Source organism: Lichenicoccus sp., assembly GCF_965276875.1.
In the GTDB taxonomy this organism is placed as follows: Bacteria; Pseudomonadota; Alphaproteobacteria; order Acetobacterales; family Acetobacteraceae; genus Lichenicoccus.
Genome location: NZ_OZ255701.1, coordinates 1,484,166 through 1,499,363, shown reverse-complemented (window position 1 = coordinate 1,499,363; position 15,198 = coordinate 1,484,166). Strand labels below are relative to the sequence as shown.

The following is a 15,198-nucleotide window of genomic DNA, read 5'->3' as shown; positions in this document are numbered from 1 at the left end:
GGAAGGGGCATAGGAGCTACGAGCAGGGAGATGGGCGCGCCGATGAGTGCATTGCGTCAGACGGCAATGCGGGTCAGACGCTGGCTGGATGAGGCGGCCTGGCCGCTCTGGATCGCCCGCGGCATCGATCACGAGGGTCTGTTCTACGAACAGCTCGATTTCGCTGGAACGCCGGACCTCGCCGCCTGCCGCCGGGTGCGCGTGCAGGGGCGGCAGTTGTTCTGCTTTGCCCGTGCGCTTGCCGCTGGGCACGAGGCAGCGCGCGCACCGCTCGCACGCGCCCTGGAGGCCGTCGAAGCGCGCTGCTGGAGTCCGGACGGCAAGCCTGGCTGGATCCAGACGCTGACCCCGGACGGACAGCCGCTCGATACCCGACGCGACACCTACGACCATGCCTTCATGCTGTTCGGGCTGGCGGCAGCGAGCCAGGTCGGCTTCCCCCATGCCGGCGTGCTTGCCGAGCGGACGGTCGCCTTCCTGGACGACTTCGTGGCCGACCCGAAGGCGGGCGGCTATTTCGAGGGGCTGCCGGCGACGATGCCACGCCGCTCGAACCCCCATATGCACCTGATGGAATCGATGCTCGCGCTGTTTGAGGGCACCGGCGCGCAACACTGGCTGGACCGCGCCAATGCCATTGCCGCCCTGTTCGAGCGTCGCTTCTTTGACCACGCGCGCGGCACGCTCGGGGAGTATTTCACCCGCGACCTGGTGCTGGCCGAGGGCGCGAGTGGTGACTCCGTCGAGCCCGGGCATCATTTCGAATGGACCTGGCTGCTGCATCGCCTGGCCGAGGCCGGCGGCCACGACTACCGCGCGCAGGCGGCCGCACTCTACGGCTTCGGGCTGCGCCACGGCATCGGCGCGGACGGCTTTGCCGTCGACGAGTGCAACCGCGCAGGCCGTATCCTGCGCGCCTCGCGTCGCACCTGGCCGCAGACCGAGCTGATCAAGGCCTACCTCGCGCAAGGCGATTATGACGACGCCGCCCGCGTCGCCGACATGGTGCTGGCGAGCTATCTCGCGACCCGCGTGCCGGGATTATGGATCGACCAGTTCAGCGCCAACGGCGAGGCCCGCTCCGACGTGGTGCCGGCCAGCACGCTGTATCACCTGGTGGTCGCCTTCGAGGACCTGCTGCGTCTCGCCCCGGCTTAAGCGCATGGACCCTGAGCCCGTGGACCTTGATTTCTCCGAAAGCGAAATCCGGCGCTATTCACGGCATATCCTGCTGGCCGAGCTGGGCGGCATCGGCCAGGCGAAGCTGCGTACAGCACGGGTGCTGGTGATCGGCGCCGGCGGCCTCGGCTCGCCGGTGGCACTCTATCTGGCCGCGGCCGGCGTCGGCTGCATCGGGCTGGTCGACGACGACGACGTGGAGTTGTCCAACCTGCAACGCCAGATCGCACACACCACCGCCACCCTTGGTCAGGCGAAGGTTGCGTCCGCACGCTCGGCGATGTTGGCGATCAACCCCGACATCCAGGTGCGAACGCATCCCTGCCGGCTCGACGCCGCCCGCGCGCCGGCGCTGCTCGCGCAGTACGATCTGGTCTGCGACGGCAGCGACAATTTCGCCACCCGCTATTTGGTCGCCGACGCCTGCGTGCTGCTGCGTCGCACGCTCATCTCGGCTTCGGTGCTGCGTTTCGAGGGTCAACTCGCAACCTTCCGGCCACATCTGGGCGGTCCCTGCTACCGCTGTCTGTTCCCGCAGCCGCCGGCGACAGAGAGCGTGCCGAACTGCGCCGAGGCCGGTGTGCTGGGCACCGTCACCGGCGTGATGGGAAGCCTGCAGGCGACCGAGGCGGTCAAGGAGATCACCGGCATCGGCGACAGCCTCGCCGGCCGGCTGCTGCTGTGGGATGCGCTGGCGATGCGCTTCACCACCATCCGCGTGGCCGCCGATCCGGACTGCGCCCTATGCGGGGCAGCCCCGCGTATCCGCGATCTCTCGGCGCATGCCCTCTGAGGGACCGCTCGGGCTCATCCTGCTGGATGGCGGCCATGCGCGCGCGCATTTCGCCTTCTCGTTCGCCGCCAGCGCCGCGGCCCTGGACCGGCCGGTGACCCTGTTCGCGGCCAATGCGGGAATCCACGCGCTGTGCCGCGACTGGCGCGGTCTGAGCGGGGACGATCACGACGCGGTGCTGCGCGCACGCGGCGTCGCCGGGTTCGAGTCGCTGCGCAGTGCGGCAGTGGACCTCGGGGTGCGGCTGCTGGCCTGCGAGGCCGCCCTGAAAGGCGAGGCCGTCGAGCCCTCGCGCCTGCTCGAGGCGGTAGAGGTAGCGGGCATTACCCGCTTCCTCGCCGACTTAGCGGGTGCTCAGATCGTCAGCTTCTGAATGCTTGCCACCGCCGCCGCGGCTTGCCAGGGATAGCGCGATGCGATCGCCTGCCTGCCGCCATATGCTCAAAGCCGGATTCGCCGGCGTTGCCTTGCTGGGGTTCTGCACAGTCGCGGCGGCGCAAGGCACACCCCCGCATCCGCAACACCATGCGCACCACGCGCAGGCTCATCGGCGTCCGACGCATCGGATCGTCCGCCACCATCACAACCTGCACGGCCGGGCGCGGCCGGTCCCGCCGAAGCCAGCGCCTCCGCCAAAGCCATTGCCGGTGCCAGTGCCGTTGCCGGTGCCAACGCCGCCGCCGCCGGCCGACAAGGGCACCAGCACCGGGCTGAAGCTGCCACGCTTTGCCTCGCTGCGCGCCGACGACGTCAACATGCGCAGCGGCCCAGGTGAGCGCTACCCGATCCTGTGGCTGTATCACCGGCGCGGCCTGCCGGTCGAAATCCTGCGCGAATTCGACGTCTGGCGCCTCGTCGTCGATGCCGACGGAGTCAAGGGCTGGGTGCATCAGGCGACCCTGGTCGGCACCCGGACCTTCGTGGTCACCGCCTCGGGTCCGGCGCGGGCCGGCTTGGCCGCAAGCGGCAACGGCACGCTTCTGCTTGACGACCCGCAAGCGGGTGCTGCAATCGTGGCGATCCTGCGTCCGGGCGTCGTCGGCAGGCTGCGCGATTGCCCGTCCGGATCAGGCTGGTGTCGGGTGGTCACCCATGCCTATAGCGGCTGGCTGCGACGCTCGGCGATCTTTGGTCTGCTGCCGGGTGAAGCGATCGCGCCGCCGTGACGCTGACTGAAACCATCGCGGGGAGGCTCGCCTATGCCATCATCCACCCTTGGACAACGCAGCCCCGGCGGGGCGTCCGGCCGACGTACCAAGATCGTCTCCACGCTGGGGCCGGCCAGTTCGTCAATGGCCATGATCACCCGCCTGTTCGAAGCCGGGGTCGATGTTTTCCGTCTGAACTTCTCGCACGGCACGCATGCCGACCACGACGCCCGAATCGCCATCCTGCGCGAGCTGGAGACCCGTTCCGGCCGTCCGATCGGGATCCTCGCCGACGTGCAGGGTCCGAAGCTGCGGGTCGGTGCGTTCGAGGCCGGCCGTGCGTCGCTCGCGCCCGGTGCATCGTTCCGTCTTGATCTCGATGAGGCGCTCGGCACCGCTGAGCGGGTCCGGCTGCCGCATCCGGAGATCATCGAGGCCGCGTCGGTCGGCTCGACCCTGCTGCTCGATGACGGCAAGCTGCGTCTGCGCGTGATCGAGAAGGGGGCCGACTACCTGCGCACCGAGGTGATCGCCGGCGGTATCCTGTCCGACCGCAAGGGTGTGAACGTGCCCGACGTGTTGCTGCCGATCCCGGCACTGACTGACAAGGACCGCGTCGACCTCGATTTCGCGCTGTCGCGCGGAGTCGATTATGTCGGGCTGTCGTTCGTGCAGCGCGCCGCCGACGTGCGCGAGGCGCGCGAGATCGTCGGCAACCGCGCCTGGATCATGACCAAGATCGAAAAGCCGCAGGCGCTCGACAATTTGGCCGAAATCCTGGCGCTGTCGGATTGCGTGATGGTCGCGCGCGGCGATCTCGGCGTCGAGTTGCCGCCCGAGGAGGTGCCGTTGGCGCAAAAGCGGATTGTCCGCGAGGCGCGGCTGCTGGGCAAGCCTGTGGTGGTGGCCACACAGATGCTGGAAAGCATGATTTCCGCACCGGCGCCGACCCGCGCCGAAGCGTCCGATGTCGCGACCGCGGTGTTCGACGGCGCCGACGCGGTGATGCTGTCGGCGGAGACCGCCGCCGGACAATATCCAGAGGAAGCGGTCGAGATCATGGCGCGGATCGTCGGCCGGGTGGAGCGCGATGCCGGCTGGCAGGCGCTGATGCAGGCCTCGCGCCCGGAGCCGGAGCATTACGCCGCCGACGCCATCGCCGCCGCCGCCCAGCAGGTGGCGCAGACCGTCAATGCGCGGGCCATCGTCGCCTACACGCTGTCCGGCCCGAGCGCGCTGCGGATCGCCCGCGAGCGGCCGGAATGTCCGGTGCTCGGGCTCGCCGGCACCATGCCGACGGCGCGTCGGCTGTCGCTGGTCTGGGGGGTCCGTTCCCGCGTTGCCGATCAGGGCTCGGAGAAGGTCACGCTCGAGCACATCGTCAAGGCCGCCGCCAACGCCGCCCGCGACGAAGGGCTGGCGGTTGCCGGCGACGCGGTGGTTGTCGTCGCCGGGGTGCCGTTCGGCAAGGCCGGCAGCACCAATAACCTGCGGATCATGCGGGTGACATGATCCGGGGTGCCACGCTCGCGCCACTGCTGGTGGGCACGCTGCTGGCCCCGTTGCCGGCCGCGGCCCAGATCTCCGCGCTGAACGCGCCCGGCACCTACAGCCTCGCACCCTCCGGCGAAGCCAGCCTGACCTACGGATCGCGCAACTTTTCCGCGGCCTCGCTGGCGATGCGCAGCGGTCCGATCGGCGATACCGGGGTGCACGGCTTTGTCGGCCTCAGCACGGCAAGCGGCGAGGGGTTGCCTGCGCAGGTTGGGACGCCGAAAGCCAGGATCACCGAGCAGGACGGCACGCTCGGGCTGCAGAAGAGTTTCGCCGACGGCACCACGATCTCCGTCTCCGGAGGCTGGTCGCATGCCAGCGGACCCGTCGGACGCTACTTGCCGTAGAGCCGCAGCATCAGGTCGGCGACCCGTTCTGCGTCCTGGCGGCAGCCGTCCGCTGTGGTCGCATCGGACCAGGGCAGCATGGCTTCAAGTTGCAGGTTGCGCATCGTCAGCACGATGAACAGCTCCGCCGCCTCGCGCGCCGGCGCGATCCCCTGTTCGGCAAAGAAGCCGCACGTCGCCTCCAGCAGGTTCGATCGCGCGGTGGCCAGCGCCTCGCAGCTCAAGCGTGGCATCCGGGTGCCTTCGACGACGCACAGACGGATCAGCGCCACGGCTTCCGGGTTGAGCAGAATGCTGGTGATCCGGCAGCCCAGCGTCACCAGCCGTGCACGAAGCTCCTGATGCGCGGGCAGGTCGAACAGGCAGGCCGCGTCGTCGCCATGCTCCAGCACGGCATCGACGACCACCTGGTTGAACAAGGCCTCCTTGCTCTCGAAATGCGCGTAGAGCGTCGTCTTCGACACGCCCGAGCGCTGGGCGATGGTATCCATGCTGGTGTCGGTGAAGCCGTGGCGCAGGAAGACATCACGCGACGTGGACAGGATGGTGCCACGCGAACTGAGATAGCGGTGCGACCGCGTCTGAATATTCATGACGTTTCCCAAAAATATTCTTCTTGTTTGCTCAATTTTAAGGCAGTTTGCGCCAAGGTCAATGACCTCTCGTCTGCCGGGCCGCACGGTTCTGTGAAACCTGTCGTGTGCGGAGAACGCGGCGCCGCGCGATCCGCGTAAGTCAATGCAACACCCGTGCGATGTCGGCGTTACGTGCTGCTGGCAACAAGTTCAGGAGCCAAGACCATGCGCTATAAGCTGCTCGGCCGCACCGGCCTGTTCGTCTCTGAAATCTGCCTCGGCACGATGACCTTCGGCGGCGGCGACGGCATGTGGCGAAAGATCGGCGCCCTTCAGCAGGATGACGCGGAGCGGCTGATCGGCGCCGCCGTGGATGGCGGGGTGAACTTCATCGACACCGCCGATGTCTATGCAGAGGGGCGTTCGGAGGAGATCACCGGCCAGGCGCTGCGCAACCTCAAGCTGGCACGCGAGGATATCGTCGTCGCGACCAAGGTGTTCGGTCAGACCGGACGCGGCCCGAACGCCGGCGGCAATACCCGCTCGCACATCATCGACGGGGTCAAGGCCAGCCTCAGGCGTCTGCAGCTCGACCATGTCGACCTCTACCAGGTGCACGGCTTCGATCCCGCCACCCCGATCGAGGAGACCATGGAGGCGCTGGACCTGCTCGTCCGGCACGGACATGTGCGCCATATCGGCGTCTCCAACTGGGCGGCCTGGCAGATCATGAAGGCCCAGGGCATCGCCGAGCGGCGTGGTCTCGCACGTTTTGAGAGCCTGCAGGCCTATTATACGCTGGCCGGGCGTGACCTGGAGCGCGACATCGCGCCGATGCTTCTCAGCGAGCAGGTCGGGCTGATGGTCTGGAGCCCGCTCGCCGGCGGCCTGCTGTCCGGCAAGTACGGGCGTGACAAAAGCGGCGAGGAGGGCAGCCGCCGCGTCGATTTCGACTTCCCCCCGGTAGACAAGGAGCGCGGCTACAGCGTCATCGAGGCGATGCAGCCGATCGCCGAGTCGCGCGGCGTGTCAGTCGCCCGGGTGGCCCTTGCCTGGCTGCTGCAGCGTAAGGTGGTCACCAGCGTCATCATCGGCGCCAAGCGGCCGGAGCAGCTCGCCGACAATCTTGCGGCGGCCGATCTCAAGCTCACGGCATCACAGATCGAGAGCCTGGACACGGCGAGCCGCTTGCCGCCAGAATATCCCGGCTGGATGTTCGAACGGCAGGGTGCCGTCCGGCGCGATCAGTTGACGCAATCCGAGGGCTGAACGCTCGGAACCAGGGGGGTCGGACGTGCCTTTCGACGGCGTTGATTTCGAGAGAGATCGCAAGAAGCCGGAACGGGAAGCAGCGGGAGAAAAGGTCTTCCGCATCCTGTTCCTGGTCGTTGCCATCACCATGCTCGTCATGCCGGTCTCGGCCGCCGGCCTGATCGATATCGTCCAATATGTGCGAGGCAAATAGTCTCAGGCCTGCCTGATCTCGATCAGGCCACGACGGATCGCCCGGCCGCGGTTGATCTTGTCGACAATGAAGTCATCGTCGCCCCAGCGTATGGCGCGAGCCATCGCCTGCGCGTCCTCGGTAAAACGGGCCAGCATCTCCAGCAGCGCCTCGCGGTTGGCCAGGAAGATGTCGCGCCACATCACCGGGTCGGACGCCGCGATCCGGGTGAAGTCGCGAAAGCCGGAGGCGGCGAACTCCAGCACCTCCTCGCGCGTCTCGCCGGCCAGATCGTCGGCGGTGCCGCAGATGGTAAAGGCTAGCAGATGCGGCAGATGGCTGACGATGGCGAGCACCCGGTCGTGATGGGCCGCGTCCATGATCCGCGTGCGCGCGCCGCAACGCTGCCAGAGCTGCTCGATCGCCGCGATGGCGTTGGCGTCGGTGCCGGCCGGCGGCGTAAGCAGGCACCAGCGGCCTTCGAACAAGGTGGCAAAACCGGAGTCTGGGCCGGAATATTCCGTCCCCGCCAGCGGATGCCCAGGCACGAAGGCGATGTCCGGCCGCAGGATCGGCAGGATTTCGCCGAGCACTGACTGCTTGGTCGAGCCGACATCACTCAGAATGGCACCGGCCGCGAGATGCGGCATGATCGCGGCAGCCACCGCGCCGAGGGCGCCCACCGGCACGCACAGCAACACGCAATCGGCGTCCCGCACCGCCAGGGTCGGGTCCGGCTCGACCCGGTGCGCTATGCCCAAGGTGCCGAGGCGCGCGCAGACGGACTCGGACGCATCACAGGCGACGATCTCGTGCGCGATGCCGCCATGCTGCATGGCGCGGCGCGCGACCGAGCTGCCGATCAGTCCCAGTCCGATCAGGGTCAGCCGCCTGAACATGAGCGCCGCTCTCCTTTGCCGACCCGTACGGGTGGGGGCCTCTACACCACCGGCGATCGCGCGGCTATACACCCGCTCGTTCGCAACCGGACCAGGCCACGTATGACCGATGCCCCGACCCTGCTCACCGGCGCCACCGGTTTCGTCGGCTCCGCGGTCGCGCGCACGCTCGCGGCGCGCGGGCACCGGCTGCGCCTGCTGGTCCGCCCTGGCTGCGACCGGCGCAATATCGCCGGACTCGACGCGGAGCTCGTCGAAGGCGACCTGAGCCAGCCCGATGGCTTCGCCGCCGCCCTGCGCGGCTGCCGGGCGCTGTTCCACGTGGCGGCGGACTACCGGCTCTGGGTGCCCGATCCCGCGGTCATGCTGCGCGCCAACGTCGAGGGCACGCGCCGGCTGATGCTGGCCGCGCAACAGGCCGGCGTTACGCGGATCGTCTATTGCTCGTCGGTCGCGGCCCTGGGACTGGCACCCGGCGGCGGCACCGCCGACGAGACCACGCCGGTGCATAAGGAATCGCTGATCGGAGTCTATAAGCGCTCGAAATACCGCGCCGAGCAGGAGGTGCTGCGCCAGGTGCACGAGCGCGCGCTGCCCGCGGTGATCGTCAATCCGTCGACGCCCGTCGGACCCCGCGACCTCAAGCCGACGCCGACCGGCCAGATGATCGCCGACGCGGCCGCCGGCCGGATGCCGGCCTATGTCGAGACCGGGCTGAACATCGTCCATGTCGATGACGTGGCCGAGGGTCACGCCTTGGCCTATGAGCGCGGGGTGATCGGCGAGCGCTACATCCTGGGCGGCGAGGACATGCTGCTGGGCGACCTGTTCCGGATGGTCTGCGAGGCGGCGGGGGTGCGGCCGCCGCGCGTGCGCCTGCCACAGGGCGTGCTCTGGCCGGTCGCGGTCGCCTCGGAGCTGGCAGCAAGAGGCTTCGGCATTGCCCCACGGGTGACGCGGGAGACCCTGGCGATGTCGCGCAAGAAGATGTTCTTCTCGTCGGACAAGGCGCGCGCGGCCCTCGGCTACGCGCCACGGCCGGCGCGCGAGGCGATCGCCGACGCCGTCGCCGCCTTCCGCTCAACCGGACATCGCACCTGATGCTGCTGCTCTCTGGTCTCTCGCTGCTGGTCTGGCTCTATCTGGTGCTGCTGCATGGCCGGTTCTGGTCGGCCGGTCCGGTGCTGCCGCCGCTGCGCACCGAATTGCGTCCCGACGCCGCGACCTGGCCGCCGCTTTGCGTGGTGGTGCCGGCTCGCGACGAGGCCGGCTCCATCGAGGAGAGCCTGCGCTCGCTGCTGGACCAGGATTATGCCGGACCGTACGGCGTGGTGCTGGTCAACGACCGCAGCAGCGACAACACCGGCGCGCTGGCGCGGGCGATGGCCTCGCCGCATCTGCAGGTGATCGACGGCACCGATACCCCGCACGGTTGGAGCGGCAAGCTATGGGCGCTCGCCCAGGGGGTCCAGGTAGCGGGCCGGCTCCTGGCTGAAGGGGATGGCCTGATTCTGCTCGCCGACGCCGACATCATCCATGATTCGCGCCATGCCTCGACCCTGGTCGCCAAGGCGCTGCGCAACCGTCTCGACATGGTCTCCGAAATGGTGGCGTTGAGCACGAAGAGTGCCGCGGAGCGGGCGCTGGTGCCGGCCTTCGTCTATTTCTTCCAGCTGCTCTATCCGTTTGCCCAGGTGAACCGGCCGGGCCATCGCACCGCCGCGGCCGCCGGCGGCACCATCCTGATCAGGGCGGCGGCGCTGGACCGGATCGGCGGCATAGAGAGCCTGCGCTCGGCGCTGATCGACGATGTGACGCTGGCGACGCGGGTCAAGCGGAGTGGTGGTGCGATCTGGCTCGGGCACAGCATGCTGGCGCGCTCGGTGCGGCCCTATCCGCATCCGCGCGATGTCTGGCGGATGGTGGCGCGCACCGCCTATGTGCAGTTGCGCACCTCGCCGTTGCTGCTGCTCGGTACGGTGCTCGCGATGCTGCTGGTCTGGGTGGTGCCGCTGGCGGCAATGCTGTTCGCCGGCGGGGCGGCGGAACTGTTCGGCCTGCTGGCATGGCTGATCGCCACCGCCTCGTTCCTGCCGACCCTGCGACGCTTCAGCCTGTCGCCGCTATGGGCGCTGGCGCTGCCGGGGGTGGCACTGTTCTATGTGGCGGCGACGCTCGGCTCGGCGCTGGATCATCATCGCGGCCGCGGCGTGGTCTGGAAGCAGCGCGCTTATCGCGCGGGACGTCCGGCACGGTGAGCATCGAGGTCGCCTCCGGCAAGGGCCGCGCCGACGAGAACTTCCCCGTCGGCTCGTGGCTGATCGCCCCACGGCAGCGCCCGCACGTGCATGCCTATTACGGCTTCGCCCGCGCCATTGACGACATCGCCGACAACATTGTGCTGACGCCCGCGGCCAAGATCGCGCGGCTGGATGCGATGGAGAGCGTGCTGCTCACGGGCGGCGCCGCGCACGCGGGGCTGGCTCCCTCCGAACAGGAGCACGCGCTCCGGCTGCGCGCGAGCCTTGCCGCGACCGGGGTAGACCCGCGAACCGCCACCGACCTGATCGTGGCCTTCCGCCAGGACGCCGTGAAGCCGCGCTACCAGAGCTGGCAGGAGCTGGCGGACTATTGCCGCTACTCGGCCTGCCCGGTCGGCCGCTATTTGCTGGCGCTGCACGGCGAGCCTGGCGAGGCGACGCGCGCCTCCTCCGACGCGCTATGCAGTGCGTTGCAGGTGCTTAACCATCTACAGGATTGCGCGGACGACCTCGCGGCCCTTGACCGCTGCTACATCCCCGAGCCCTGGCTCGCGGCCGAGGGGTTGGGGGTGGACGCGCTCCGTGGGCCGCGCGCGCCGGCCGGTCTGCGCCGTGTGTTCGACCGGCTGCTCGGCGAGGTCGCGACACTCAACCGCGCGGCGGCGTCGCTGCCGGCACGGATCGCCGACCGGCGTATGCGGCTGGAGGCGGCGGTGATCGTCGGCGTCTCGCACCGGCTGGCGGCCCGGCTCGCGCGCAAGGACCCGCTCGCGGCGCGGGTGCGCCTTCGCAAGCCCGATCTGGTGCTGTGCCTGCTCGGGGCGGTGCCCACATGGCGCCGCGCATGACCAGCGTGCTCGGCTGCGATCCCGCCGACCTCGCCGCGGTCGAGGCGATCGTCGCCGGCGCCGGCACCTCGTTCGCGCGCGGCATGCGGGTGCTGCCGCCGGACCGGCGCTATGCGATGTATGCCATCTACGCGTTCTGCCGGCTGGTCGACGACATCGCCGACGAGGATGGCCCGTTTGCCGACAAGCTGCCCCGGCTGCAGGCCTGGCGGATACGGATTTCGGCCGTATATGCCGGCCGGGCAGGGGACCCGCTCGACCGGGTGCTGCGCGCCGCCATCGTCCGCTTCGGATTGCGCCACGAGGATTTCGACGCGGTCATCGACGGCATGCAGATGGATGCCGAGCAGGTCATCGTGGCACCGCCAGAGCAGGAACTCGATCTATATATCGATCGGGTGGCGAGCGCCGTCGGCCGGCTGTCGGTGCGCGCCTTCGGCGATGCCTCGCCGGACGCGGATCAGGTGGCGCATCATCTCGGCCGGGCGTTGCAGATCACCAACATCCTGCGCGATCTCGGCGAGGACGCCGAGCGCGGCCGGCTGTATCTGCCGCGCGAGCGGCTGTTGCAGGCCGGCGTGCCGATGGAACCAGGTGCGGCACTGGCCTCGCCTCGGCTGCGTGCGGCGTGCCTGGCGATGGCGGTGCTGGCACGAACGCATTTCCAGGCGGCGCGGGCGGCGATGGCGCGCTGCGACCGCCGGGCGATGCGTCCGGCAAGGCTGATGGCGGCGAGCTACGACGCCGTGCTCTCGACGCTGGAACGGTCGGGCTGGCAAGAGCCGCGTCGTCGTCTGAGCGTGCCAGCCTGGCGCAAGGCGCTGGTGGCCTTGCAGGCCGTGCTGCCATGACGGTCCATAGCGCGCCGACCGTGCATGTGGTGGGCGGCGGGCTGGCCGGGCTGTCGGCAGCACTCGACGCGGCCGAGGCCGGCCGGCGCGTATGCCTCTACGAGGCGGGCCCCGCCTGCGGCGGCCGGGCGCGCTCCTACCATGATCGCCAGCTCGACTGCCGGATCGACAACGGCAATCATCTGCTGCTCTCGGCGAACCAAGCGACGTTCGGCTTCCTCGACCGCATCGGCGCGCGCGACACGCTCACCGGCCCGGGTGCGCCGGTCTTTCCATTCGTCGATCTGCAAGCGGGGCTGCACTGGACGCTGCGTCTGTCATCCGGCCGGCTGCCCTGGTGGGTGTTCGACCGTGATCGCCGGGTGCCGGGCATGCGGCTGCGCGAGCTGATCTCGCTGGCGCGGCTGCTGCGTGCCGGGCCGGAGGCGAGTGTGGCGGACTGCCTGGCCCCCGGCGCGCTGGCTGACCGGCTGCTGGTGCCGCTGTCGGTCGCCGTGCTCAACACCCAGCCCGCGGACGGCAGTGCAAGGCTGATGGCGGCGATGATGCGCGAATCGCTGGCCCGCGGCGGCGCCGCCTGCGTGCCCTGGTTCCCGTCGGTGGGCCTGTCGGAATCGCTGATCGACCCGGCGGTGGCGCGGTTGCGCGGGCTGGGTGCTGTGATCCGCACCGGCTGTCGCGTGTCCGGCCTGCGCGCGCGCGGCGGCCTGTTGCGGGCGCTGACCCTGCCGGAGGGCGAGACCTTGCTTGGCCCGGGCGACCAGATGGTGCTGGCGACGCCGCCGCCGGTTTCCGCCGACCTCGCCAGCGGCGTGTTGGGCTCCGTGGCCGTGCCGGATCAGTTCGAGAGCATCGTAAACCTGCATTACCGCATCGCGTTGGCGGACCGTCTGCAAGGAGATCTGGCGCAGGCGCGGTTTGTCGGCATCGTCGGCGGCCTTGCGGAATGGGCGTTCCTCAAGACGGAGGTGATCTCGGTGACCATCAGTGCTGCCAACCATCTCGGCGGACAGGACAGCGAGTCGCTGGCGGCCCAGGTGTGGACGTCGCTGCGCGCTACGCTGGCACCCTGGCTGCGGCCGGGGGCGGTGTTGCCGGAGGCAGCACCGCCGTCGCGCGTGGTGCGTGAACGGCGCGCGACCTTTGCCGCCACCGCACGGCAGGATCGGCTGCGGCCTGAATGCCGCACTGGCCTCGCAAATTTTGTCCTGGCCGGTGACTGGACGGCCACAGGGTTGCCCGCGACGATCGAAGGTGCAATCAGATCCGGGGCGACGGCCTCCCGCGCCCTCAGCGAGCGCTCCGCGGGGGCATGATGGATTGCGTGGAACCGACACTGACGCCGGCCGATCCCCTGGTCGCACCGGATTGGGTCGCCGAGCCGGATCTGGACCGGGCCGTGGCGAGTGCCAAGGCAGCACTCGCGGAGCGTCAGGCCGACGACGGCCACTGGGTGTTCGAGCTCGAAGCCGATGCCACGATCCCGGCCGAGTATATCCTGCTCGAGCACTTTCTGGACCGCATCGACGCGCCGCTGCAGCAGCGCCTTGGCCGCTATCTGCGACGCATCCAGGGCGTGCACGGCGGCTGGCCGCTCTATCACGGCGGCAGGATGGACCTCTCAGCCAGCGTCAAGGCGTATTTCGCCCTCAAGGCAGTGGGTGACGATCCCGAGGCCGCGCATATGCGCCGCGCCCGGGCGGCAATCCTGGCGATGGGTGGGGCCGAGCGCGCCAACGTCTTCACCCGCTTCCAGCTTGCCTTGTTCGGGCAGATCCCGTGGCGCGGCACGCCGGTGATGCCGGTCGAGCTGATGCTGATGCCGCGCTGGTTCTTTTTTAACATCTGGAACATGTCGTACTGGTCGCGGGTTGTTGTGGCCCCGTTGCTGGTGCTGGCGGCACACCGGCCGCAGGCGCGCAATCCGCACGGCGTTGCGGTGCGTGAACTGTTCGTGCGCGATCCCGAGACGGTGCGCGACTGGACCCGTGGGCCGTATCGCTCGGTCTGGGGTCGGGTGTTCAAGCTCGTGGACGCCGTGCTTCGTGTCACCGACCCGTTGAGTCCCCGCCTGCTGCGGCGTCTGGCGATCCGGCGCGCGCGGCGTTTCGTCGAGGAGCGGCTGAACGGCGAGGACGGTCTCGGCGCGATCTACCCGGCAATGGCCAACAGCGTGATGATGTATGACGTGCTCGGTATTGCTGCGAGCGAGCCAGGTCCGGATCTGGCTTGGCGCTCGGTGCGCAAGCTGCTCGTCCATCATGGCGAGGAGAGCTACTGCCAGCCCTGCATGTCGCCGATCTGGGATACCGGGCTGGCCGGCCACGCGATGATCGAGGCAGCGATCTCCGAGGCGGACTCTGGTCCGACGGCGCCGGGCCTGAGTGCCGCCTCGGCCTGGCTGCGCGACCGCCAGGTGCTCGACGTCAAGGGCGACTGGGCGGTGCAGCGTCCCGACCTTGCCCCCGGCGGCTGGGCCTTCCAGTATCGCAACGACCACTACCCGGATGTCGACGACACCGCGGTGGTGGCGATGCTGCTGCACCGGCTCGCCGATCCCGCCAACGACGAGGCGGTGGAGCGCGCCCGGATCTGGGTGCTCGGCATGCAGAGCGGCAATGGCGGCTGGGGCGCGTTTGACGTCGACAACAACCACGACGTGCTGAACCACATCCCGTTCGCCGATCACGGGGCACTGCTCGACCCGCCGACCGCGGATGTGGCGGCGCGCTGCATCTCGTTCCTGGCACAGCTCGGCAATCCCGCCGACCGGCCGGCGATCGCGCGCGGCATCGCCTATCTCAGGCGCGAACAGGAAGCCGACGGAAGCTGGTTCGGCCGCTGGGGCACCAACTACATCTATGGCACCTGGTCGGTGCTGTGCGCGCTCAACGTCGCCGGCCTTGGCGCCGACGATGCCACGGTGCGCCGGGCGGTGGCCTGGCTGCTCTCCGTGCAACGCGCTGATGGCGGCTGGGGCGAGGACTGCGCAAGCTTTGAGGGCGCCACCCCTGGACGCTACACGCAAAGCCTGCCGTCGCAGACCGCCTGGGCGCTGCTCGGCCTGATGGCCGCGGGCGAACGGGATCACCCGGCCACGGTGCGCGGCATCGACTACTTGATCCGCACCCAGGATGCGGCCGGCGAATGGCAGGAGCTGCCCTACAACGCCGTCGGCTTTCCTAAAGTGTTCTACCTTCGCTATCACGGCTACCGGATGTTCTTCCCGCTCCTCGCCCTGGCGCGTTTCCGCAACCTCGGTCAGGCTAACAGCAGGCGCGTCGCATACGGCTTCTGAC

16 protein-coding genes are annotated in these 15,198 nt (G+C 69.2%); 14 read left to right on the top strand and 2 right to left on the bottom strand.

The features are described from left to right. Positions 1 to 42 precede the first annotated feature (42 nt). From ACQY4K_RS07275 to ACQY4K_RS07250, 6 genes are read left to right on the top strand one after another with little or no spacing between them, the layout of a single operon-like run. Positions 43 to 1,158: an AGE family epimerase/isomerase gene (locus ACQY4K_RS07275; RefSeq protein ID WP_428394742.1), complete on the top strand. Its 1,116-nt coding sequence runs from the start codon at positions 43 to 45 to the stop codon at positions 1,156 to 1,158. Positions 1,159 to 1,162: 4 nt separating this feature from the next. Further along, on the top strand, positions 1,163 to 1,972 hold the full coding sequence (locus ACQY4K_RS07270; RefSeq protein ID WP_428394741.1) for a HesA/MoeB/ThiF family protein: 810 nt from the start codon (positions 1,163 to 1,165) through the stop codon (positions 1,970 to 1,972). Beyond that, entirely contained in the window at positions 1,962 to 2,345 is a 384-nt protein-coding gene (locus ACQY4K_RS07265; RefSeq protein ID WP_428394739.1) for a DsrE family protein, read from the top strand. Before ACQY4K_RS07270 ends, ACQY4K_RS07265 begins: the two co-directional genes overlap by 11 nt. A gap of 40 nt (positions 2,346 to 2,385) precedes the next feature. Continuing rightward, positions 2,386 to 3,138: an SH3 domain-containing protein gene (locus ACQY4K_RS07260; RefSeq protein WP_428394737.1), complete on the top strand. Its 753-nt coding sequence runs from the start codon at positions 2,386 to 2,388 to the stop codon at positions 3,136 to 3,138. Between the two features lie 33 nt (positions 3,139 to 3,171). Continuing rightward, on the top strand, positions 3,172 to 4,632 hold the full coding sequence (pyk, locus tag ACQY4K_RS07255) for a pyruvate kinase (RefSeq protein WP_428394735.1): 1,461 nt from the start codon (positions 3,172 to 3,174) through the stop codon (positions 4,630 to 4,632). Beyond that, positions 4,629 to 5,021: a hypothetical protein gene (locus ACQY4K_RS07250; protein WP_428394733.1), complete on the top strand. Its 393-nt coding sequence runs from the start codon at positions 4,629 to 4,631 to the stop codon at positions 5,019 to 5,021. Before pyk ends, ACQY4K_RS07250 begins: the two co-directional genes overlap by 4 nt. On the opposite strand, the gene ACQY4K_RS07245 is transcribed toward ACQY4K_RS07250, so the two are convergent. After that, positions 5,009 to 5,614: a TetR/AcrR family transcriptional regulator gene (locus tag ACQY4K_RS07245; RefSeq protein WP_428394731.1), complete on the bottom strand. Its 606-nt coding sequence runs from the start codon at positions 5,612 to 5,614 to the stop codon at positions 5,009 to 5,011. The two genes, ACQY4K_RS07250 and ACQY4K_RS07245, sit on opposite strands and share 13 nt — an antisense overlap. Positions 5,615 to 5,821: 207 nt before the next feature. On the opposite strand from ACQY4K_RS07245, the gene ACQY4K_RS07240 reads away from it, so the two are divergent. Further along, the gene (locus tag ACQY4K_RS07240) at positions 5,822 to 6,865 is read left to right on the top strand and encodes an aldo/keto reductase (protein WP_428394729.1); all 1,044 of its coding nucleotides are present in this window, start codon (positions 5,822 to 5,824) and stop codon (positions 6,863 to 6,865) included. 25 nt (positions 6,866 to 6,890) lie between these two features. Continuing rightward, on the top strand, positions 6,891 to 7,061 hold the full coding sequence (locus ACQY4K_RS07235; RefSeq protein WP_428394727.1) for a hypothetical protein: 171 nt from the start codon (positions 6,891 to 6,893) through the stop codon (positions 7,059 to 7,061). A gap of 2 nt (positions 7,062 to 7,063) precedes the next feature. Here the strand turns inward: ACQY4K_RS07235 and ACQY4K_RS07230 are convergent, their stop codons facing one another. Then, complete coding sequence (locus ACQY4K_RS07230) at positions 7,064 to 7,939, bottom strand: prephenate/arogenate dehydrogenase family protein (protein WP_428394725.1); 876 nt, start codon at positions 7,937 to 7,939, stop codon at positions 7,064 to 7,066. Between the two features lie 102 nt (positions 7,940 to 8,041). On the opposite strand from ACQY4K_RS07230, the gene hpnA reads away from it, so the two are divergent. Genes hpnA through shc form a run of 6 tightly spaced genes read left to right on the top strand, consistent with a single transcriptional unit; the run spans position 8,042 to position 15,197 of the window. After that, a complete protein-coding gene (gene hpnA / locus ACQY4K_RS07225; RefSeq protein ID WP_428394723.1) occupies positions 8,042 to 9,040 on the top strand; it encodes a hopanoid-associated sugar epimerase in 999 nt (332 codons plus the stop codon). Continuing rightward, positions 9,037 to 10,197 carry a glycosyltransferase gene (locus ACQY4K_RS07220; protein ID WP_428396013.1) on the top strand — a complete coding sequence of 387 codons (1,161 nt, stop codon included), beginning with the start codon at positions 9,037 to 9,039 and terminating at the stop codon, positions 10,195 to 10,197. Before hpnA ends, ACQY4K_RS07220 begins: the two co-directional genes overlap by 4 nt. Further along, positions 10,194 to 11,048 (top strand): squalene synthase HpnC, encoded by an 855-nt coding sequence (gene hpnC / locus ACQY4K_RS07215; RefSeq protein ID WP_428394722.1) that lies wholly within the window; start codon positions 10,194 to 10,196, stop codon positions 11,046 to 11,048. Before ACQY4K_RS07220 ends, hpnC begins: the two co-directional genes overlap by 4 nt. Then, positions 11,033 to 11,899, top strand: a complete 867-nt coding sequence (gene hpnD / locus ACQY4K_RS07210; RefSeq protein WP_428394720.1) for a presqualene diphosphate synthase HpnD — start codon at positions 11,033 to 11,035, stop codon at positions 11,897 to 11,899. The genes hpnC and hpnD overlap by 16 nt, the downstream gene beginning before the upstream one ends. After that, entirely contained in the window at positions 11,896 to 13,215 is a 1,320-nt protein-coding gene (hpnE, locus tag ACQY4K_RS07205) for a hydroxysqualene dehydroxylase HpnE (protein WP_428394718.1), read from the top strand. The genes hpnD and hpnE overlap by 4 nt, the downstream gene beginning before the upstream one ends. Continuing rightward, a complete protein-coding gene (shc, locus tag ACQY4K_RS07200) occupies positions 13,215 to 15,197 on the top strand; it encodes a squalene--hopene cyclase (protein WP_428396011.1) in 1,983 nt (660 codons plus the stop codon). The genes hpnE and shc overlap by 1 nt, the downstream gene beginning before the upstream one ends. Position 15,198 lies beyond the last annotated feature (1 nt).

Excerpts from the sequence above, each read along its gene's own strand:
- ACQY4K_RS07270 (WP_428394741.1), top strand. The coding sequence starts at position 1,163 with ATGGACCCTGAGCCCGTGGACCTTGATTTCTCCGAAAGCGAAATCCGG.
- ACQY4K_RS07265 (WP_428394739.1), top strand. The coding sequence starts at position 1,962 with ATGCCCTCTGAGGGACCGCTCGGGCTCATCCTGCTGGATGGCGGCCAT.
- hpnE (WP_428394718.1), top strand. The coding sequence starts at position 11,896 with ATGACGGTCCATAGCGCGCCGACCGTGCATGTGGTGGGCGGCGGGCTG.
- ACQY4K_RS07240 (WP_428394729.1), top strand. The coding sequence starts at position 5,822 with ATGCGCTATAAGCTGCTCGGCCGCACCGGCCTGTTCGTCTCTGAAATC.
- pyk (WP_428394735.1), top strand. The coding sequence starts at position 3,172 with ATGCCATCATCCACCCTTGGACAACGCAGCCCCGGCGGGGCGTCCGGC.
- hpnA (WP_428394723.1), top strand. The coding sequence starts at position 8,042 with ATGACCGATGCCCCGACCCTGCTCACCGGCGCCACCGGTTTCGTCGGC.
- ACQY4K_RS07230 (WP_428394725.1), bottom strand. The coding sequence starts at position 7,939 with ATGTTCAGGCGGCTGACCCTGATCGGACTGGGACTGATCGGCAGCTCG.
- ACQY4K_RS07250 (WP_428394733.1), top strand. The coding sequence starts at position 4,629 with ATGATCCGGGGTGCCACGCTCGCGCCACTGCTGGTGGGCACGCTGCTG.
- ACQY4K_RS07260 (WP_428394737.1), top strand. The coding sequence starts at position 2,386 with ATGCGATCGCCTGCCTGCCGCCATATGCTCAAAGCCGGATTCGCCGGC.
- hpnD (WP_428394720.1), top strand. The coding sequence starts at position 11,033 with ATGGCGCCGCGCATGACCAGCGTGCTCGGCTGCGATCCCGCCGACCTC.
- shc (WP_428396011.1), top strand. The coding sequence starts at position 13,215 with ATGGATTGCGTGGAACCGACACTGACGCCGGCCGATCCCCTGGTCGCA.
- ACQY4K_RS07275 (WP_428394742.1), top strand. The coding sequence starts at position 43 with ATGAGTGCATTGCGTCAGACGGCAATGCGGGTCAGACGCTGGCTGGAT.
- ACQY4K_RS07245 (WP_428394731.1), bottom strand. The coding sequence starts at position 5,614 with ATGAATATTCAGACGCGGTCGCACCGCTATCTCAGTTCGCGTGGCACC.